19 protein-coding genes, 1 pseudogene and 1 riboswitch are annotated in these 19,808 nt (G+C 71.3%); of the genes and pseudogenes, 8 read left to right on the top strand and 12 right to left on the bottom strand.

The genetic code is table 11. The features are described from left to right. Positions 1–31: 31 nt before the first annotated feature. The 5 genes from amaP to J7E89_RS03630 are packed head-to-tail and all read right to left on the bottom strand — an operon-like array spanning position 32 to position 2,335. Positions 32–610 carry an alkaline shock response membrane anchor protein AmaP gene (gene amaP / locus J7E89_RS03610; RefSeq protein ID WP_214968220.1) on the bottom strand — a complete coding sequence of 193 codons (579 nt, stop codon included), beginning with the start codon at positions 608–610 and terminating at the stop codon, positions 32–34. A 7-nt stretch (positions 611–617) separates the two neighbouring features. Further along, the gene (locus tag J7E89_RS03615; protein WP_214968223.1) at positions 618–1,286 is read right to left on the bottom strand and encodes a DUF6286 domain-containing protein; all 669 of its coding nucleotides are present in this window, start codon (positions 1,284–1,286) and stop codon (positions 618–620) included. Beyond that, entirely contained in the window at positions 1,283–1,630 is a 348-nt protein-coding gene (locus J7E89_RS03620) for a hypothetical protein (RefSeq protein ID WP_214968225.1), read from the bottom strand. Before J7E89_RS03620 ends, J7E89_RS03615 begins: the two co-directional genes overlap by 4 nt. An 8-nt stretch (positions 1,631–1,638) precedes the next feature. After that, positions 1,639–1,830 carry a hypothetical protein gene (locus tag J7E89_RS03625; protein ID WP_214968228.1) on the bottom strand — a complete coding sequence of 64 codons (192 nt, stop codon included), beginning with the start codon at positions 1,828–1,830 and terminating at the stop codon, positions 1,639–1,641. 13 nt (positions 1,831–1,843) lie between these two features. Then, complete coding sequence (locus J7E89_RS03630; RefSeq protein ID WP_214968230.1) at positions 1,844–2,335, bottom strand: Asp23/Gls24 family envelope stress response protein; 492 nt, start codon at positions 2,333–2,335, stop codon at positions 1,844–1,846. Positions 2,336–2,429: 94 nt separating this feature from the next. On the opposite strand from J7E89_RS03630, the gene J7E89_RS03635 reads away from it, so the two are divergent. Further along, complete coding sequence (locus tag J7E89_RS03635; RefSeq protein WP_251060059.1) at positions 2,430–3,185, top strand: hypothetical protein; 756 nt, start codon at positions 2,430–2,432, stop codon at positions 3,183–3,185. 1 nt (position 3,186) lies between these two features. On the opposite strand, the gene J7E89_RS03640 is transcribed toward J7E89_RS03635, so the two are convergent. From J7E89_RS03640 to J7E89_RS03655, 4 genes are all read right to left on the bottom strand, one after another. Further along, complete coding sequence (locus J7E89_RS03640; RefSeq protein ID WP_214968232.1) at positions 3,187–3,978, bottom strand: enoyl-CoA hydratase/isomerase family protein; 792 nt, start codon at positions 3,976–3,978, stop codon at positions 3,187–3,189. Between the two features lie 143 nt (positions 3,979–4,121). Further along, positions 4,122–4,343, bottom strand: a complete 222-nt coding sequence (locus tag J7E89_RS03645) for a helix-turn-helix domain-containing protein (protein WP_018518904.1) — start codon at positions 4,341–4,343, stop codon at positions 4,122–4,124. A 375-nt stretch (positions 4,344–4,718) separates the two neighbouring features. Then, entirely contained in the window at positions 4,719–6,317 is a 1,599-nt protein-coding gene (locus J7E89_RS03650) for an ABC-F family ATP-binding cassette domain-containing protein (protein WP_214968234.1), read from the bottom strand. A gap of 96 nt (positions 6,318–6,413) precedes the next feature. Next, the gene (locus J7E89_RS03655; protein ID WP_308315316.1) at positions 6,414–7,157 is read right to left on the bottom strand and encodes a hypothetical protein; all 744 of its coding nucleotides are present in this window, start codon (positions 7,155–7,157) and stop codon (positions 6,414–6,416) included. A gap of 213 nt (positions 7,158–7,370) precedes the next feature. Here J7E89_RS03655 and J7E89_RS03660 point away from each other — a divergent pair, with 213 nt between their 5' ends. Next, complete coding sequence (locus J7E89_RS03660; protein WP_214968236.1) at positions 7,371–7,772, top strand: VOC family protein; 402 nt, start codon at positions 7,371–7,373, stop codon at positions 7,770–7,772. A 32-nt stretch (positions 7,773–7,804) separates the two neighbouring features. Here the strand turns inward: J7E89_RS03660 and J7E89_RS03665 are convergent, their stop codons facing one another. From J7E89_RS03665 to J7E89_RS03675, 3 genes are all read right to left on the bottom strand, one after another. Further along, complete coding sequence (locus J7E89_RS03665; RefSeq protein ID WP_308315317.1) at positions 7,805–9,124, bottom strand: hypothetical protein; 1,320 nt, start codon at positions 9,122–9,124, stop codon at positions 7,805–7,807. A gap of 229 nt (positions 9,125–9,353) precedes the next feature. Then, positions 9,354–10,481 (bottom strand): alpha/beta fold hydrolase, encoded by a 1,128-nt coding sequence (locus J7E89_RS03670; protein WP_214968241.1) that lies wholly within the window; start codon positions 10,479–10,481, stop codon positions 9,354–9,356. Positions 10,482–10,565: 84 nt separating this feature from the next. Continuing rightward, a complete protein-coding gene (locus J7E89_RS03675) occupies positions 10,566–11,279 on the bottom strand; it encodes a class II aldolase/adducin family protein (RefSeq protein ID WP_251060061.1) in 714 nt (237 codons plus the stop codon). 65 nt (positions 11,280–11,344) lie between these two features. On the opposite strand from J7E89_RS03675, the pseudogene J7E89_RS42285 reads away from it, so the two are divergent. The 6 genes and pseudogenes from J7E89_RS42285 to cobN all read left to right on the top strand — a co-directional run. Further along, positions 11,345–11,532 (top strand): annotated as a pseudogene (locus J7E89_RS42285) (hypothetical protein); the annotation flags it as partial. 160 nt (positions 11,533–11,692) lie between these two features. After that, positions 11,693–12,943, top strand: coding sequence for an inorganic phosphate transporter (locus tag J7E89_RS03680; RefSeq protein WP_214968243.1), 1,251 nt, complete (start codon positions 11,693–11,695; stop codon positions 12,941–12,943). Positions 12,944–12,961: 18 nt separating this feature from the next. After that, entirely contained in the window at positions 12,962–13,186 is a 225-nt protein-coding gene (locus J7E89_RS03685) for a hypothetical protein (protein ID WP_214968245.1), read from the top strand. 175 nt (positions 13,187–13,361) lie between these two features. Continuing rightward, positions 13,362–13,442: riboswitch (cobalamin riboswitch) on the top strand. A gap of 126 nt (positions 13,443–13,568) precedes the next feature. Beyond that, positions 13,569–14,564, top strand: a complete 996-nt coding sequence (locus J7E89_RS03690) for a cobalamin biosynthesis protein (RefSeq protein WP_214968247.1) — start codon at positions 13,569–13,571, stop codon at positions 14,562–14,564. A gap of 8 nt (positions 14,565–14,572) precedes the next feature. Continuing rightward, positions 14,573–16,081, top strand: coding sequence for a cobyric acid synthase (locus J7E89_RS03695; protein WP_214968364.1), 1,509 nt, complete (start codon positions 14,573–14,575; stop codon positions 16,079–16,081). Then, positions 16,078–19,743: a cobaltochelatase subunit CobN gene (gene cobN / locus J7E89_RS03700; protein ID WP_214968250.1), complete on the top strand. Its 3,666-nt coding sequence runs from the start codon at positions 16,078–16,080 to the stop codon at positions 19,741–19,743. Before J7E89_RS03695 ends, cobN begins: the two co-directional genes overlap by 4 nt. Positions 19,744–19,808 lie beyond the last annotated feature (65 nt).

The following is a 19,808-nucleotide window of genomic DNA, read 5'->3' on the forward strand; positions in this document are numbered from 1 at the left end:
GCAACGCGCTGCCCGCACATCGCGGCGCCGCTCAACTCACCCGCCGTGCCCCGTGCTTCACCTCGCGAAGGCGGACCTCCGCCGGGAGGGAGTCCAGGCCTGCGGAATCCCGCCCCTGGGCCAGCGCCCCGTGCGTGAGCCCGGACAGGGTCTCGGCCGGTTCCGCGTGGGGCGCGAGGAGCAGCGCGACCCGCGCCTTGGGCGCCTCCCGCCGGCCCGTCAGCGTGACGTGCGCCCGCTCCACCCCGTCCAGCGTCTGCGCCTCCCCCGCCAGCGCATGCTCCAGCGCCCGCCCCCGCAGCACCGCCCCCTCACCGTCACGGCTGTCGACCAGCACTTCCGCGAGCCGGTGCCGGCGCAGCTGGGTCAGCAGCCACCACAGCGCCAGCAGCACCAGCACGGCGAGGACCGCGATGACCACCGGCCACCACCACCCCTCACCCCGCCACCGCATCCGGTCCGCCTTGCTCAGCAGCACATCGTCACGCCCGTCGAACGGCCACCACGACGGTACGGACATCCCCAGCCCGGTGGCGAGGACCCCTCCCCCGACGGCGAGCAGCACCAGACCCGAGAGCCCGAGCAGGACACGGTTGACCTTCTTGGGCATCGCCCCGTCACCCCTTCTTGACCGGCCGGTCGACGCGCACGGACAGACCCGGCCGCCCGGCCAGTCCGAGCTGCCGGATCCCGGCAGTGAGCGCCGCGTCCAAGTCGGCGCGTACGTCGTCGAGTTCACGGAAGTGGGACATGGCCCGCACCCGCACTCTGGAGCGCCCGACGCGCACCCGTACGGACTGCACTCCAGACACTTCCATGGCCCGGTCGCGGAGCATCATCGCGGCGGCCGAACGGTCGAGCCCGGCCCGTACATCGGCCGACGTACGCCGCATCGGCAGAATCGCGCGCAGCCCGGGAGTTACGGCGAAGAGCAGCAGCCACAGGCCCAGCGCCGCCGCGACGCCCGCGCCGACCAGCACCCACACGTCGTCGAGGGGCCGCGTCGCGAGGCCGTCCGCCAGCTCGCGGCGCCACCGCATCGCGGGGTGTCCGGCCCGTACGGCCGCGACGTCGTACAGCAGGAGGCCTGCGCCGCCGAGCACCACCAGGGCGACCAGCGCGGCCGGCACCCGGCGGGCTGACCAGAAGCGTCCGGCTCTCCCGCTGTCATCCTCCTGGAGGGTCGGTACCGGCTCGCGCCCAGGTGCGGACACATCGCCCCGCTCGCGTTCGATGATGGGAAGCCGCTGCGTGCGCCCGCTGTCGTCACTGGCGGGTTCGCTCATCGGATCCTCCCTCGCTCCCCGTGACGGGCCTGCGCCGAGTGCAGCCGCTCGACCTGAACCGCCACCTCGGACACTTCCATTCCCGCCAACGTGCTGACTCCCCGGGTGACTTCACGGCGCACCGCACCGCACTGAGCGCCGATGTCGGAGGGGTAGCCGAGTTCGAGAATGACCCGCACCCGCGCCTTGTCGTGATGCACGGTCACTGTCGCGCGCGGCGGCTTGCCGCCCTCCGGCACCTTTCCGAGCGCCTCGCGCGCCGACCGGGCGGCGATCTTCGCGACGACCCGGTCGGCGATCCGGGTCGCGCCGCGCTCGGCGGCCTCGACCTGACCGGCGGCCATCGCGGGAGTCACCTCGGCCGGCCGCCGCGCTCACCCACGCGGAAGAAGTCGCCCGGTTCGAGGTCGCCGTCGGCGAACTTGCCCACTACGAAGCCGATCGCGCCCAGCGCCGCCACCAACAGAAATGCTCCGAAACCGCCGAAGTATCCGGCGAATCCGAGCGCCATACCGGCCGCAAGGCCGACCACCGCCATGCTCATGGTGCTGCTCCCTCTACTGGAGACGTGGCTCCGGCTCGTCCTCTTCCTCGTCGGGCAGCTTCACATCGCTGACCGCGATATTGACCTCGACGACTTCGAGGCCCGTCATGCGTTCCACCGCCGATACGACGTTCTCCCGAACCGCACGGGCGACATCGGCGATCGACACCCCGTACTCGACAACGATTTCCAGGTCGAGGGCGGTCTGCACCTCGCCGACCTCGGCCTTCACGCCCCGGCTGACGGACTTCGCGCCGCCCGGCACCCGGTCGCGAACGGCCCCGAAGGTGCGGGAGAGACCACTGCCCATGGCGTGCACACCGAGTACGTCGCGGGCCGCGAGGCCGGCGATCTTCTCGACCACGCCGTCGGCGATGGTCGTACGCCCCCGGGAGCCGGGATCACCGCCGCCCCGCTTCCTCATGGAGGGCTTTCGCGTCTCGTCGCCGGACGACCCCTTGTCGGGCGGGTTGTCGGGCCGGTCGCGCTGCGTGGTCTCAGTCATAGCCGTTCGTCCCTTTCCGGGCGGTACTGGACTCCACTGCCCACATTAGGTGCGGTTGCCCGATCTCGCGCCGGGGATGCGGCAGTCTGGAGCAATGGCACCTGACGGATTGACCAGGGCGGTACGGCAACGACTCGGCCTGGGCAGGCTGCTGCCTCTGGGCGAGGCCTCGGACGGCGCGTGGCTTGCGGAGAAGGCGGCCGATTCGGTTCTGCGGCAGGCGGCGGCGCAGGTCGCCGGTGTCGGTCTGGGGCCGCTGCGCATCGGTCTCGCCGACCCGGGCACGGCTGCCGCGCCCGCCGTTCCCCCGCCGCCGGGCGCGCTGCCGCCCGGGCCGCTGCGTATCGAGGCGGACTTCATTGCCACGGCGGGGGGCGAGCCGCTGCCGCACCGGGCGGAGCGGCTGCGCATCGCACTGCGGGAGGCGGCTTCGGCGCGGCTGGGACTCGCGGTCACGGCCGTGGATCTGCGAGTGACGGACCTGGTGGAAGCGGGGCAGGAACCCGTCGCGACCACTCCGCCGGACGAGGCAGGCGGCGACGGATTCGAAGAGGCATACGACGACGCCGCCGACGCCGGCTCCGCACGGCCGGAGGAAAGTCAGGGCGGGCCGCAGGATGGCGACTGGGCCGCGCGCGCGGCCGCGGCCGCGACGTCCGTCGCCGGCGTGGCGCGCCTGACCCACACCCTCGGCGCCCCTGTCCGGATGGGCGACGGCCACGTACAGGTCGAGCTGGCGACGGCGGCGGGCCACCGCGCGCTGGCGGTCGCCATCGCCGTACGCAGGGCGGTCGCGGCGTCCCAGGACGGCCGGCCAACGGTGACCGTCCTGGTGACCCGCGTGGAGTGAATCAGTCGCCGAGGCCCGCGAGGTCGCGCAGCCTGCGGCCCTGGGCGGCGCGCTCCGCGATGCGCTGCTCCTCGTACGTCCGCGAGGCCGCACCCTGGAGCAGCGCCTTGGTCTCGATCACCGCGTCGCGCGGCGCGGCCAGCAGTGCGCCCGCCAAGTCCCGTACCGCGCCGTCGAGTTCTTCGGTGGGCACGACAAGGTTGGCCAGGCCGATACGCTCGGCCTCCGCCGCGTGGACGAAGCGTCCGGTGGCGCAGATCTCCAGTGCGCGGGCGTAACCGACGAGGCCGGTCAGCGGGTGCGTACCGGTGAGGTCGGGGACGAGACCGAGGCTGGTCTCGCGCATGGCGAACTGCACGTCCTCGGCGACGACCCGCAGGTCGCACGCCAGGGCGAGCTGGAAACCGGCGCCGATGGCATGCCCCTGTACGGCGGCGATGGTGACGAGGTCGCTGCGCCGCCACCAGGTGAACGCGTCCTGGTACTCGGCGATGACCGCGTCGAGGTCTTCGTCGGAGCCGCGTGCGAGATCAAGGAAGGAGGGCTCACCGTCGAAGCCCTCGGGGCTGAACGCCTGCCGGTCCAGGCCGGCGGAGAAGGACTTGCCCTCGCCGCGCAGCACCACGACCCGCACGTTGCCCGGAAGAGACCGTCCGGCTTCTGTCAACGCCCGCCACAGAGCGGGAGACTGGGCGTTGCGCTTTGCCGCATTGGTCAGGCTCACCGTGGCAACGGCGTCCTCGACGGTGAGTCGTACGCCGTCCTTGTCGAGCACAGAGTCGAGCGAAGCCATGTGGCGCCTCCGGTTCGGGTGGCAGTCGCGCAGTCACTAGTAACCGCATCAGTAAGTGACTGCACAGTAACCACCCGGGCGATCCTGCGATCGACCGGGTGGCCACCGCCCCAAAACCGGTGAGCCGGGCCCGCCCGAGGCGGTCAGGCCGTAGCGGCCTTCTTGCCTCGTGTCGCCCCGCCGCGTCCCCGCAGCGTGACGCCGGACTCGCTGAGCATCCGGTGTACGAATCCGTAGGAGCGGCCGGTCTCTTCGGCCAACGCCCGGATGCTCGCACCGGAGTCGTACTTCTTCTTCAGGTCTGCCGCGAGCTTGTCGCGCGCGGCGCCGGTTACCCGGCTGCCCTTCTTCAGAGTCTCGGCCACCCGTGCCTCCTCAAGGAAGTGCGCTCTGGACTCTCATGATCACCCCTTCCGGGCTTCCTGGCCACCCATTCGGCAAGGTCCGTACAACAACGTTCGCCGGGCAGAGGCCGAACGCCACAATCGGAATCCGAAATTCCGCAGGCTTTCCGTCGTACGCCCGGGCAGAGCCAGAAGGGAATCGGCAGGTCAGGACGCCAAAAGGATCAGTGGAACGCAAAGGGCCCGCCCCACGAGGGACGGGCCGCAATCCGGTGCATGACACGCCGCGGTACGAGAGCCACTCACTCAGATGAAGGATCACCTGTAAGCCGAATGATCCAGCCGAAGTGGATCAGGCCGGGACCAGGCCGGGATCGGGCCGCGATCAGGCCGCAATCAGGCCAGGGCGACGAGGTCCTTGTAGTCCGGACCCCACAGGTCCTCCACCCCGTCCGGCAGCAGGATGATCCGCTCCGGCTCCAGCGCGTCGACGGCGCCCTCGTCGTGCGTGACGAGGATGACCGCGCCCTTGTACGTGCGCAGGGCGCCCAGGATCTCCTCGCGGCTGGCCGGGTCGAGGTTGTTCGTCGGCTCGTCGAGGAGCAGGACGTTCGCGGACGAGACGACGAGCGTCGCCAGCGCCAGGCGGGTCTTCTCGCCGCCGGAGAGGACTCCGGCCGGCTTGTTGACGTCGTCGCCGGTGAAGAGGAACGAGCCGAGCGTCTTGCGGACCGCGACCAGGTCGAGGTCGGGCGCCGCCGAGCGCATGTTCTCCAGGACCGAGCGCTCCGGGTCGAGCGTCTCGTGCTCCTGGGCGTAGTACCCGAGCTTGAGGCCGTGCCCCGCGATGACCTCACCCGTGTCGGGCTTCTCCGCGCCGCCGAGGAGGCGCAGCAGGGTCGTCTTGCCCGCGCCGTTGAGGCCGAGGATGACGACGCGCGAGCCCTTGTCGATGGCCAGGTTGACGTCGGTGAAGATCTCCAGCGAGCCGTACGACTTGGACAGGCCCTCCGCCATCAGCGGGGTCTTGCCGCAGGGCGCGGGGTCCGGGAAGCGCAGCTTGGCGACCTTGTCGGAGACACGTACCGCTTCGAGGCCGGAGAGCAGGCGCTCGGCGCGCTTGGCCATGTTCTGCGCGGCGACCGTCTTGGTGGCCTTGGCGCGCATCTTGTCGGCCTGCGAGTTGAGGGCCGAGGCCTTCTTCTCGGCGTTCTGGCGCTCGCGCTTGCGGCGCTTCTCGTCGGCCTCGCGCTGCTGCTGGTAGAGCTTCCAGCCCATGTTGTAGACGTCGATCTGGGAGCGGTTGGCGTCCAGGTAGAAGACCTTGTTGACGACCGTCTCGACAAGGTCGACGTCGTGGGAGATCACGATGAAGCCGCCGCGGTACGTCTTGAGGTAGTCCCGCAGCCAGACGATCGAGTCCGCGTCGAGGTGGTTGGTCGGCTCGTCGAGGAGCAGGGTGTCGGCGTCCGAGAAGAGGATGCGGGCCAGCTCGACGCGGCGGCGCTGACCACCGGAGAGCGTGTGGAGCGGCTGGCCGAGCACGCGGTCGGGCAGGCCCAGCGCGGCGGCAATGGTGGCGGCCTCTGCCTCGGCGGCGTAACCGCCCTTGGTGAGGAACTCCGTCTCCAGGCGCTCGTACTTCTTCATCGCCTTTTCGCGGGTGGCGCCCTGTCCGTTCGACATGCGCTCCTCGTTCTCGCGCATCTTGCGCAGGACCGAGTCGAGGTCGCGGGCGGAGAGGATGCGGTCGCGGGCGAGGACGTCGAGGTCGCCGGTGCGCGGGTCCTGCGGGAGGTAGCCGACCTCGCCGGAGCGGGTGATGGCGCCGCCGGCGGGGGTGCCTTCACCGGCCAGGCACTTGGTGAGAGTCGTCTTGCCCGCTCCGTTGCGGCCGACGAGGCCGATGCGGTCGCCCTTGGCGATACGGAAGGAGGCGGACTCGATGAGGAGGCGGGCGCCGGCGCGCAGCTCGATGCCGGAGGCGGTGATCAAGGAAAAACTCCAGGGCAGTATGGACGGCGGAAGGGACGGACGGAGAGATTTCTTCGACGCCGTCTAATGCACAAGGAGAGTTGCCATAGACCCAGTCTAACGGTCGCCCGCAACTACTTTTCGGGCGCGGGTTCCCTCGCCCGGCAGGGCGTTGCCGAGCGGTGTGCGATCGGGCACGATCCGGCCGAGATCGTCTACCGCGACCAGTTCTGCGGTCCAGGAGGCGCCGGCGCCGCAGGGCTGCGCGACCAGCAGCGCGCCGCCGTTGCGGACCGTGCGGCGCGCGTCGAAGGCGCAGCCGGGCTCGGCGGGCAGCACCCAGCGCAGGTCGCCGTCCACGGTGCGGTACGCCGCGATGCGCTGCGGGGTGACGACGGCGAGCATGCCGGCGGCGGGGTCGAGGGGTTGCAGGACGCCGGCGGCGCGGTCCTGGCCGGCGGCTGCCAGCCAGGGCGAGAGGCCCGGGACGGCGCGGTGCCAGTGGACCGTACGGCCGGTGGTGCGGGCGGTGTCAGTGATCAGGCCGTCGCTCCATACGGCGAAGGCGTGGCCGGGCGCGGGGCGCAGGGCGAGCGGGCGGTGGCCCGCGCGGGCGTGCGCCCAGTGCCGGAGACCGCTGGCCCTGTCGTACGCCTCGACCGCCTCGCCGCGGATCCGCAGGGCGGGGTCGGGGCGGGCCGTGGGGGTGTGGGCGGTGAGCCGGTCGCCGTACGGGGCGGGTCTGGCCTGGTGAGCGGCGGTGACCAGGGGCAGGGCGAGGGCCGCGGCGGCGAGGGTGAGCGCGAGGCGGGGGCGCGGGGGGCGGGGGGTGAGGGAGCCGAATGACCTGCTGGCAGTCACGAATCCCCCTTGCGGCGCCGCCCATGGATCAGGCACAGAACGTAGCTGCGGGCGTGGTGGGCCGGGCGCCGGGCCTGGCCGACACGGCGGGCCCGGGCGGCCGCGTCCCCCGTTCGGCCCCGTCCGGAGTGCGCACGCTGAAGGTGGCGTTGTCAGTGGCCGATGCAAGACTGAGAGCCACGTCACACCCGACGAGAGAATGAGGTGATCGGCATGGCCGGTGCACCGAGCATTTACCCGACGGTTCTTTACAAGGACGCCAAGGCGGCCATCCAGTTGCTGAAGGAGGCTTTCGGCTTCCGGGAGGTGGCTCTCTACGAGAGTGAGAGCGGTTACGTCGAGCATGCGGAGCTGGCGCACGGCAATGGCGCGGTGATGGTGGGGTCGCACGGACGGGAGGGCGTCTTCGCCAAGGCGATGGCGAATGCGGGGCCGGTCGGTGTGTATGTGGTGGTCACGGACGTGGACGCGCATCATGCGCGGGCCGTTGAGCACGGGGTGGAGATTCTGATGCCGCCGACCGATCAGGACTATGGCTCGCGTGACTACATGGCGCGGGATGCCGAGGGCAACATCTGGAGCTTCGGGACGTACACCCCGGCGATCGGGGGCTGACACGGGCGGCGCCCGCCCCGCGCAGCGGCGGGCTACATGCCGCCCGTGTGGACCTGGAACGCCGCTCGGCGTACCGCCTTCGCCAGGGCCGGGTCCGGGTGGGCCGCGGCCAGGGCGACCAGTACCTGGACCGTGCGGGGGTGACCGATGGCGCGGACCTCGTCCAGGAGTGCGGGCACCGTGGACTGCACGGCCGCGTCCAGGTGGCGTACCAGCAGCTGCGTCTCCCCGTGGTCGGCCACGGCAGCGGCCGTGTCCACCCACAGCCACGTCGACTCCTCACGGGTGAGGATCTCGTGCGCGTCCTCGGGGTCGGCGCCCTCGTACTCCGCCAGCCACAGCAGTGCGTACGGACGCAGCGAGCTGTCGTCGGCGGCGGCCCGTACGCCGGACTCCGCGGGCGCGCCGACCACCCGCAGCGCCTCGAAGGCGAGTCCGCGCAGCAGCGCGTCCTCGCCGCGGGCGGCTTCGAGGAGCTCGGTCACGGCGCTGGAGACGGTACGGGCGGCGAGCCAGGCACGGTACTCGGCGCGGGCCGGGCCCGGCGTCAGGCGGGCGCAGCCGCGCAGCATGTCCTCGGCGGACTGCTCGATGTTCCCGGCCGGGCTCTGCGCCGCCACGCAGATCTGCTCGAGCTTCACCCACACCGCCCAGTTGCCGAGCGCGGTGAGCGTGGCGAGTCCGGGAGTGAGGGTCAGGGCACCCACGGCCGCCTGGCCTTCCAGCGCCCAGTTCAGGAGGGGGAGGAGAGGGACGGTGGGAGGCAGGGGTGGGGCGGGGAGCGGCTCGGGGCCGTACGGCACCTCGCAGCGCTCTTCGCGCAGCTCGGCGACGCGCTGTTCGAGCAGGTCGAGCAGGGCCGGCACCTGGACGGGACCGGCCGAGAGCTGGAGGAGGGAGAGCACTTGGGGGACGGCTTCCACGACCTCGGCGACGGAGGTGGCGGTGATGCCGTCGGGCGCGGGGTGGACGATCGACCAGGCGTCGAAGAGCGCGACCCAGCCGCGCAGAACGGCCGCGTCGTCACGGTCCCAGGCGCGCAGCCGCCAGCCGGGGCGCGTGCGGTCGCCGTGGAGTTCGATCAGGCCGGCGAGCCTGGCCCTGTCCCAGCCCGCGCGAATCTGGGACGGGGTCAAGTCCAGGTCCGCGGACGCCTGTTGGACGGCCGCTGCGGAGAGCGCGCCGTCCCGGCCGGGCTCGACGTGGGACTTTCCGCCGCGCAGGGACGGTGAGGCCCAGCGTGCTACCCGTACGGCGTCGGCGAGCACGGCCCTGGCCTGACGGGCCAGTTCCGCGGGGGGCGGTGTGCCCTCGGGTGGCCTCGGGGCCGGGCGGGTACGCCGGTTCGTCACGGCCTGGTGTCCGCCCTGAGAAGTCAGGGGGAGGGCAGCGGCGAGGGGTCGCGGGCGGACAAGTCGGAGCCTGGAGTCGCGCGGGGTACGGGACGTCACGGGGAGCAGTCTCGCCGCTGACGCCCCGAAAGCCCAAACGGAATCGAACTTGCCGCTCATGGACGTCCCGTGGCCGGAACTTTTCCCCACCGGACGGGCCGGACATTCCGGAAGGAGGTGAGGGCTGGGGCTACATCAAGGGGGTCAGGAAGCGGCGCAGGATCTCTTCGTACGTGGCCGGGGAAGCGTTCCACATGGCCGCGTGCGGGGCGTTCGGCACGGGGTGGAGGGTGACCAGGTCCGGGCGCAGCACGGCCAGCTCCCGCGAGGGGTGCCATGGGGCCACAGTGTCGTCCGGGCCGTGGAAGACCAGGGTGGGGATGCGCAGCCCTGCGGGGCCGACCGCTTCGCGCAGGCGGTCGCCGCGCACTCCCGTGCGGCCCTGAACCGCCCTGACCGCGAGCGGCAGCAACGCGCGCGGCGTGCGGCGAGCGACGGCCAGGGCCCGCACCGTGGCTTCCCAGTCGAGCACCGGGGAGTCGAGTACGAGGCCGCTGATCAGATCGCGGAGCGGGGAGTGCACCGCGGCGTGCACGGCCATGGCCCCGCCGGTGGACCAGCCGTGCAGGATGACGCGCTCGGCGCCGCGGCGGACGGCGTAGCGGATGGCGGCGTCGACGTCGCGCCACTCCGAGTCGCCGAGGTGGCCGAGGCCGCCCGGTGGCCTGGGGGCGCCGGTGTCGCCCCGGTAGGCGAGGCCGAGGACCGGGAGGTGTTGGGAGCGCAGGAAGGGCATGAGGTTCATGGGGTGTTCCCGCGTGGTGCCGAGGCCGTGCACGGTGATCACCCAGGTGTTTCGGACGCCGGGCAGGAACCAGGCGGGCAGGGCGCCGAGTTCGCCGGGGACCTCCACGTCGGCGTGGTCGATGCCGAGTGCGGTGCGCGGATCGCCGACGTACAGCTGCGGGGTGAGCCGCACCCTGGCGCCGGTGGTGAGTGTGCCGTGGCTGACGCGTTCCAGGCGGCGTACGACGGTGTCGGCCGTGTGCGACGCGTTCTGGATGAGGGGGCCGACGACCGCGTGGACGCCGGGGCCTTCGATGCCGTACATACCGGGGCGCAGGGACGCCAGGCAGCGGGTGAGGGCGACCTGTCCCGCCGCGGTGGCGTGCACGGTGAGCCGGGGGTCGCCGGGCAGCGGCCGGCCGGCCGACGCCTTGAGCGCGGCGTCGCCGGCGTAACGGCCGAGCGCGACCGCTGTCGCGCCGACGCCGATGAGTGTGGTGACGGCCGCTGCCGTCGCTGTAGCCGGGCGCACCGCTCCAGTGTCCGCACCTGCGGGACGCAAAGCCAGTGGGCGGGAGCCGGACGGTTTGGGCCGGACGGTTTTTGTGGCGACGGGTCAGTTTTGTGGCGGGGCGTCAGCCGCGCCGGTGCCTCGCTGCCCGTAACCGCGCAGCTTCTCCTGTGCTTCGCGCAGCTGACCGTCGGAGAGCAGCGACGGTTCGCGCCCCGGAACCGAGCTCGCGGTGAGCCAGAGCCTGCACATCCATTCCAGCTGAGCGGTGCGGTCGTAGGCCTGGTCGAGAGTGTCTCCGTAGGTCACGGTGCCGTGGTTCTGCAGCAGGCAGCCGGAGCGGTCGCGCAGGGCCAGCAGCATGTTCCCGGCCAACTCCTGCGATCCGTACGTCGCGTACGGGGCCGTGCGGACGGGGCCGCCGAGGGCCCCGGCCATGTAGTGGACGGGGGGCAGCTCGGGCACGAGGGTGGAGACAGCCGTGGCGTGCACGGCGTGGGTGTGGACCACGGCGGCGGCGCCGGTGCTGCGGTAGACCGCGAGGTGCATCGGCAGCTCGCTGGTGGCAGTCAGTTTGCCGAGGACCTGGTTCCCGTCGAGGTCGACGGCGACGGCGTCTTCCGGCCGCAGCCGGTCGTACGGGACTCCGCTCGGGGTGACGAGGACGAGTTCGCCGACCCGCACGGAGACATTGCCCGAGGTGCCGACCACCAGCCCTTCGCGCACTGTCCGGCGGGCCGTGGCCACCAGGTCGTTCCATGCCTGTTCGATCGCGTCCCGCATGCCGCTGTGCGTCGCGTCCTGTATCTGCTCAGCCATGCGGCGATCCTGCCAGCCCGGGCGGCGCACTGTAGTGCGGAGGCCCCGCCTCCGAAAGGCCGGACGCCGTGCCCCACAAGTCGTCCGGGAAGGCGCAGGCCGCGCACTTCGTGCGCAACGCAGGGGGCCGGCGGCGCCGCACGGGCCGCAGGCCGGTCATCTACACCACCACGCCGTGGTGGAACGAAGCCCGCCGGGTGACCAGAATCTCTTCAACGGGTCCACGGACCGGCTGAAGAGGTTCGCGAGGGGCCGAGGGGCCGCCCGATTGCCCGGTTCGCCGCCGTTCGGGCCACAAACGGAATGGCGGCGAGCCTCTTCGGGTCACCGCACCGCCCGACCCAGTTCACCTTCCGTTCACTCAGGTTGCCTACGTTCCACGAGCCACTGACGTCAAACGATTGCCTGGGTAAATGGAACACATCACCTTGCTGCTCGCGATTGTGATCGTGACAGCTCTAGTGTTCGATTTCACGAACGGTTTCCACGACACCGCGAACGCGATGGCTACCACCATCTCGACCGGTGCTCTGAAGCCCAAGACGGCGGTGGCCATGTCCGCCGTGCTCAACCTCGTCGGCGCGTTCCTGTCTGTGGAGGTCGCCAAGACGATCTCCGGGGGACTCGTCAACGAGAGCGGCATCACCGTAGAAGTGATCTTCGCGGCGCTGGTCGGCGCGATCCTCTGGAACCTGATGACGTGGCTGATCGGCCTGCCGTCCAGTTCCTCCCACGCACTCTTCGGCGGCCTCATCGGCGCCACCCTGATGTCGGTCGGCGCCTCCGGTGTCAACGGCGACGTCGTCGTCACCAAGGTCCTGCTGCCCGCGATCGCCGCGCCCCTCGTGGCCGGTCTCGCCGCGCTGCTGGCCACCAGGCTGACGTACAAGCTCGCGGGCAAGGCCGACGAGAAGGCCACCGCCAAGGGCTACCGCGCCGGTCAGATCGCCTCCGCCGGTCTCGTCTCCCTCGCCCACGGCACCAACGACGCGCAGAAGACCATGGGCGTCATCACCCTCGCCCTGGTCACCGGCAACGTCATCGCCCCCGGCTCGAACCCCCCGATGTGGGTCATCGTGTCCGCCGGCGTCGCCATCGCACTCGGTACGTACCTCGGCGGCTGGCGCATCATCCGCACCATGGGCAAGGGCCTCACCGACCTGCGTCCGCCGCAGGGCTTCGCGGCCCAGACCAGCGCCGCGACGGTCATCCTGGCCTCCTCGCACCTGGGCTTCTCGCTCTCCACCACCCAGTCCTGCTCCGGCGCCGTCATGGGCGCGGGTCTCGGCCGCAAGGGCGGCGTGGTCCGCTGGTCCACCGCCACCCGGATGTTTGTCGCCTGGGGCCTGACGCTCCCGGCAGCGGGTCTGGTCGCCGCCGCCGCCGAGTTCCTCACCGGTCAGGGCACCTGGGGCATCATCGCGGTCGGCGCGCTACTGGTGGGCGGATCGGCCGTCATCTGGGCGCTGTCGCGCCGCAAGCCGGTCGACCACACCAACGTCACGGACGACGAGATCGGCGAGCCCGCCGGCGTGGTCACCACCGCCATGGCGGCCGTCAGCGTGCCGCCCACGGCCGGTGCCATCGCCGCCGAGGACTTCAAAGCCACCATCCCGGCCCCGGCCGGCAGCTCCGCCGAGCCGGCCAGCCCGGCAGCGGTGTAAGGACAGGGACACAGCAGCATGAAGATCGACTGGGCAGCTCTCGGCTCCGTATTCGGCGTGAGCCTCGTGGTCACCGTCGCACTGGTTGGCCTGTTCACCCTGGGCATCGTGGGTCTCTCCAAGCAGGAGAGCGCCGCCGCGCAGGGCGGCGGCTCCGCCGTCCTGGCCCGCACCGGCGCGTACGCCTGCTTCGCGCTGTGCGCGGCGGCCGTGACGTACGGGATCTATCTGATCGTCGTCTGACGCGCCGCCCTCATTCCGGGCAAACCGTCACAGAGACCGCCCCACCATTGGCCCTCAACAGCCGGTGGCGGGGCGGTCTCTGTGTGCCTCAGCACACTCTCCCGTCGCAGGTCAACGGCAAGTTGACGGCGTTCGCGGAGCGTGGTGGACTGCCGGAGCCGAATACGGCGGCACGAGAGGAAGCCCGGTGCGAATCCGGCGCGGTCCCGCCACTGTGACCGGGGAAGACGAAGAGGTCCCCGGAAGCCAGGAACTCTCACCGCCGGTCACGTCGAACCAGGGCGCGGACCCTGAGTGAGGACATACCGCCATGCCCGGCTGCCGTTCCGTTATTCCTGTGAGTACGACCCGTTCGCTTCGAGGCGCATCGGTCTGCTGAGCCATGCGTGCCGATCGCATCTTCGCGTACGGCGCCACCGCCGGCCTGATCGGCGACCTCGTTCTCGGTGATCCTCGCCGTGGGCATCCGGTCGCCGCGTTCGGGCGGGCCTCGGGCGCCGTCGAGTCCCTGCTGTGGCGTGACCACCGCGGGTGGGGCGCGGTGCACACCCTGGTGTGCGCCGGAGGCGCCGCCGGCGCCGCCGCGCTCGCTTCGCGTGCGGTACGCCGCTCCCCCGCCGCCGCGCTCGCGCTGACCGCCGCCGCCACCTGGGCCGTCGTCGGCGGTACGTCGCTGGGCCGCGAGGCCCGGGCCGTGGGCAGCGCCCTGGAGGCCGGGGACGTCGAGGTCGCCCGCGAACGTCTCCCCCACCTGTGCGGGCGCGACCCGCAGTCACTGGACGCCCAGCAGATCGCCCGCGCCGTCGTCGAGTCCGTCGCCGAGAACACCTCGGACGCGGTGGTCGGCGCGCTGGTGTGGGGCGCTTTGGGTGGCGTGCCGGGTCTCGTGGCCTTCCGCGCCATCAACACACTTGACGCCATGGTGGGGCACAAATCAGCCAGATACCGGCGCTATGGCTGGGCCTCGGCACGTCTCGACGACGTGGCCGGCTGGCCCGGGGCCCGGCTGACGGCTGCCCTGGCGGTCGTCGCGAGCGGCGCGGGCGGCGATCCGCGCGGTGCGGTGCGGGCCTGGCGTACGGATGCGGACAAGCACCCGAGCCCCAACGCGGGTCCTGTGGAAGCCTCCTTCGCGGGCGCGCTCGGCGTGCGGCTCGGCGGGACGCTCTCGTACGCGGGCCGGGTCGAGCACCGGCCCGTGCTCAACGCCGCCGGGCGGCCCGTCGGCGTACCGGACATCGAGCGGGCGGCACGGCTGTCGCGGCGCGTCGGGGTGCTGGCTCTGGCGACGGCTGTGGCGGGGCGGCTGGCTTTCGGCGCGGTGCGGCGCGGACGCGCCGCACGCAGTGGGATACGTACGGGGAAGGGGCACGCGTGAGCGGTTCATTGGGGGGCGGCCTGCTCGTCGCGGGGACCACGTCCGACGCCGGAAAGAGCGTCGTGACGGCCGGGATCTGCCGGTGGCTCGTACGCAAGGGTGTGAAGGTCGCGCCGTTCAAGGCGCAGAACATGTCGCTCAATTCGTTCGTTACGCGCGAAGGCGCGGAAATTGGGCGGGCACAGGCCATGCAGGCGCAGGCCGCGCGCGTGGAGCCGACGGCGCTCATGAACCCCGTACTGCTCAAGCCGGGCAGTGACCGCAGCAGCCAGGTGGTGCTGATGGGCAAGCCGGTGGGCGAGATGAGTGCCCGCGGCTATCACGGAGGGCGGCAGGAAGCGTTGCTCGGGACCGTGACGGACTGTCTGCGGGAATTGCGGGGCACGTATGACGCCGTGATCTGCGAGGGGGCGGGCAGTCCGGCCGAGATCAATCTGCGGCGTACCGACATCGTGAACATGGGCATCGCGCGAGCGGCCCGGTTCCCGGTGGTCGTCGTCGGCGACATCGACCGGGGCGGCGTCTTCGCTTCGTTCTTCGGTACGACGGCGCTGCTGAGCCGGGAGGACCAGGAGTTGGTGGCCGGGTACCTGGTCAACAAATTCCGGGGTGATGTGTCGCTCCTTGAGCCCGGACTCGACATGCTGGAGGCACTGACGGGGCGGCGTACGTACGGCGTGCTGCCCTTCGCGCACGGTCTCGGCATCGACGAGGAGGACGGGCTGCGGGTTTCCCTGCGGGGAGCCGTACGGGAGTCTGCGGTCGCACCGCCCCTCGGGGACGACGTGCTGCGGGTGGCCGTGTGCGCCGTGCCGCTGATGTCGAACTTCACGGATGTGGACGCGCTCGCCGCCGAACCGGGGGTTGTTGTCCGATTCGTGGACCGGGCGGAGGAGCTCGTCGACGCCGACCTCGTCATCGTGCCGGGTACGCGCGGGACGGTGAAGGCCCTGGAGTGGCTGCGCGAGCGCGGGCTGGCCGACGCGCTGGCGCGGCGGGCGGCGGAAGGCCGTCCCGTACTGGGCGTTTGCGGCGGCTTCCAGTTGCTGGGCGAACGCATCGAGGACGACGTCGAGTCGAAGGCGGGGGCGGTTGACGGGCTCGGGCTGCTGCCGGTGCGCGTGCGGTTCGCCGTCGAGAAGACGCTGGCGCGGCCGGTCGGCAGCGCGCTGGGCGAGCCCGTCGAGGGGTACGAGATCCACCACGGGGTCGCCGAAGTGCTGGGAGGAACCCCCTTCCTGGACGGCTGCCGGGTGGGGTCGGTCTGGGGGACGCACTGGCACGGGTCGCTGGAGAGCGACGCGTTCCGGCGGGCCTTTTTGCGCGAGGTCGCCGCTGCCGCGGGGCGCCGCTTCCTACCGGCACCGGACACCTCCTTCGAGGCGCTGCGCGAGGAGCAGCTCGACCGCCTCGGCGACCTCATCGAAGAACACGCGGATACGGATGCGCTGCTGCGGCTCATTGAGTCGGGCGCGCCGTCAGGACTTCCCTTCATCGCACCTGGAGCGCCCGCATGAGCACTGAGAACACCGTGCTGTTGTTGTCCACCGCCGATACGGATCTGCTGGCGGCCCGCGCCTCCGGCGCCCCGTACCGGATCGGCAACCCGACCCGTATCGACGCAGCCGCGGAACTGCCCGCGCTGATCGAGGGCGCGTCGGTCGCCGTGGTGCGGCTGCTCGGCGGCAAGCGCGCCTGGGAGGACGGGCTCGCCGTCCTGAAGGCCTCCGGAATACCGACCGTCCTGCTGGGCGGCGAGACCGTGCCCGACGCGGAGCTGATGGCCGAGTCGTCCGTGCCGGCCGGTGTGGTCGCGGAGGCGCTGCGCTATCTCGTCGAGGGCGGCCCCGGGAACCTCGTCGAGCTGGCCAGGTTCCTGTCGGACACCGTGCTGCTGACGGGTGTGGGCTTCGCCGAGCCGCGGAAGATGCCGGAGTGGGGCGTCCATGGCAAGGGCTCGCGTGCGTACGACGAAGGGCGACCGACCGTCGGCGTGCTCTTCTACCGCGCGCACGAGCTGTCCGGGAACACGTCCTTCGTCGACGTGCTGTGCGACCGGATCGAGGCGCAGGGCGCCAACGCCCTTCCCGTCTTCTGCGGTTCGCTGCGCAGCGCCGAGGCGGAGCTCTACCAGGAGCTCGGCAAGGCCGACGCGCTGATCGCGACGGTCCTCGCGGCGGGCGGCACGCGCGCCAGTGACGCGTCGGCGGGCGGTGACGACGAGGCGTGGGACATCGGTGCCCTCGCGGACCTCGACGTACCGGTGCTGCAAGGGATGTGTCTTACGTCGTCGCGCGCTGCCTGGGAGGCGTCCGATGCGGCGCTGTCTCCGATGGACGCGGCGATGCAGGTCGCCATTCCCGAGTTCGACGGCCGGCTCATCACCGTTCCGTTCTCCTTCAAGGAGCAGGGTGAGGGTGACGTGCCGGTGTACGTCGCGGATCCCGAGCGTGCCTCGCGGGTCGCCGGTATCGCCGTACGGCACGCCAGGCTGGCCCACAAGCCGAACAAGGACAAGCGCCTCGCGCTCGTCTTCACGGCGTACCCGACGAAGCACTCGCGGGTGGGCAACGCGGTGGGTCTCGACACGCCCGCTTCCGCGATCCGGGTGCTCGATGCTCTGCGCGACGCGGGTTACGCGGTGGAGGGCCACCCTGACAACGGCGACGAGCTGATCCACCGGCTCATCAACGCCGGTGGTCATGACGTGGAGTGGCTGACCGAGGAGCAGCTCGCGGCGGCGCCCGCGCGCGTACCGCTCGCCGACTACCAGGCGTGGTTCGACAAGCTGGAGCCCGGGCTCAGGGACGGGATGCTGGAGCACTGGGGCGAAGCGCCCGGGCAGCTGTACGTCGACGGTGACGAGATCGTGCTGGCGTCGCTGCAGTTCGGGAACGTCGTCGTGATGATCCAGCCGCCGCGCGGCTTCGGCGAGAACCCGATCGCGATCTACCACGACCCCGACATGCCGCCGTCGCACCACTACATGGCGGCGTACCGCTGGCTTGAGAATTCGTTTGGTGCCGATGCGATCGTGCACATGGGCAAGCACGGGACCATGGAGTGGCTGCCGGGGAAAGGGCTTGGTCTCTCGGCGGGGTGTGGGCCCGACGCCGTGCTGGGCGAGCTGCCGCTGATCTACCCGTTCATCGTGAACGACCCGGGCGAGGGCACGCAGGCCAAGCGGCGCGGGCACGCGACGGTGGTCGATCATCTGGTGCCGCCGATGGCGCGTGCGGACACGTACGGGGATCTGGCGAAGCTTGAGCAGCTGCTGGACGAGTACGCGCTGGTGAGCGACCTCGACCCGGCAAAGGCGCCCGCGGTGCGGGCGCAGATCTGGACGCTGGTGACGGCGGCGCAGCTGCACCACGATCTGCACCTCGACGAGCAGCCGACCGATGACGACTTCGATGAATTCGTCATGCACATCGACGGCTACCTGTGCGAGATCAAGGACGTTCAGATCCGGGACGGTCTGCATGTACTGGGCGGCGGTCCGGAGTCCGAGGCCCGGGTCAATTTGGTGTTGGCCGTGCTGCGGGCCTCACAGGTGTGGGGCGGGAAGGCCAACGCGCTGCCGGGGCTGCGGGCGTGCCTCGCGGAGCACTTCGGGCTGGTCGAGAAGGAGCTGCTGGGCCAGCCGGGTGCGCCGGTGAAGGTGGCGGACGGGCTTACGGCGCTGGTGGAGGGTCCGGCGCGTACGGGCGCTGACGCGGTGGACTTGCTGGAGCAGCTGTGCCGGCGGCTCGCCGAGGGCATGGAGGAGCGGCGCTGGGACGCGAGGGAAGCGGCCGGGCTGGTCGGTGAAGTACTGGGCGTCGAGCTTCCGGACGCTGTGGCTGTGCTGCGGTTCGCGTGCGAGGAGGTCGTGCCGAGGCTTGCGCGTACGACCGATGAGATCAGCAACATCCTGCACGCGCTGGATGGGGGCTACGTGCCGGCGGGGCCGTCCGGATCGCCGACGCGTGGCTTGGTGAATGTGCTGCCGACCGGGCGCAACTTCTATTCGGTGGACCCGAAGGCGATTCCGTCACGGCTGTCGTGGGAGGTCGGCCAGGCGCTCGCGGACTCGCTGGTGGCCCGGTATCTGACGGACACGGGTGACTATCCGAAGTCCGTGGGTCTGACGGTGTGGGGTACGTCGGCGATGCGCACCCAGGGCGACGACATCGCGGAGATCCTGGCGCTGCTGGGCTGCCGGCCTGTGTGGGACGACGCGTCGCGGCGAGTGACCGGGTTTGAGGTTGTGCCGCTGGAGGAGCTGGGGCGGCCTCGTATTGACGTGACGGTACGGATCTCCGGGTTCTTCCGGGATGCGTTCCCGCATGTGGTGGGGCTCATTGACGACGCGGTGCGGGCTGTCGCTGAGCTGGACGAGCCGGCTGAGCGCAACTTCGTGCGGGCGCACGCGGACGCGGACACCGCCGAGCACGGGGACCGGCGGCGGGCTACGGCTCGTATCTTCGGCTCGAAGCCCGGGGCTTACGGCGCTGGGCTGCTGCCGCTGATCGACGCGCGGAACTGGCGCAGCGATGCGGATCTGGCCGAGGTGTACGCGGTGTGGGGCGGATACGCGTACGGGCGGGGGCTCGAGGGACGGGCGGCCCGGGGGGACATGGAGACGGCGTTCCGGCGGATCGCTGTGGCCGCGAAGAACGTCGATACGCGGGAACACGATCTCGTCGACGCGGACGACTATTTCCAGTACCACGGCGGCATGATCGCCATGGTGCGGCATCTGACGGGTGCGTCGCCCGAGGCGTATGTGGGTGACAGTGCGACGCCTGACCAGGTGAAGACCCGGACGCTGGGCGAGGAGACGCATCGCGTTTTCCGAGCTCGGGTGGTCAATCCGCGGTGGATGGCGGCGATGCGGAGGCACGGGTACAAGGGCGCGTTCGAGATGGCCGCCACTGTGGATTACCTCTTTGGGTACGACGCGACCGCGGGGGTCGTCGACGACTGGATGTACGAGAAGCTCAGCTCCGAGTACGTCTTTGATCCGGAGAACCGGGACTTCATGAAGAAGTCCAATCCCTGGGCGCTGCGGGGCATTACGGAGCGCCTGCTTGAAGCGGCTGAGCGGGGGCTTTGGGCGGAGCCGGAGGCGGAGACGCTGGAGCGGCTTCGGGCTACGTATCTGGAGCTTGAGGGCGACCTGGAGGGGGACGCGTGAGGGCGCCTGCGATGGGCTTTCCCCAACCCGGCCCTTCCCGGCCCTGGGGCTCCGCCCCAGACCCC

It is taken from the genome of Streptomyces sp. ISL-100, from assembly GCF_018614615.1.
Lineage (GTDB): Bacteria > Actinomycetota > Actinomycetes > Streptomycetales > Streptomycetaceae > Streptomyces.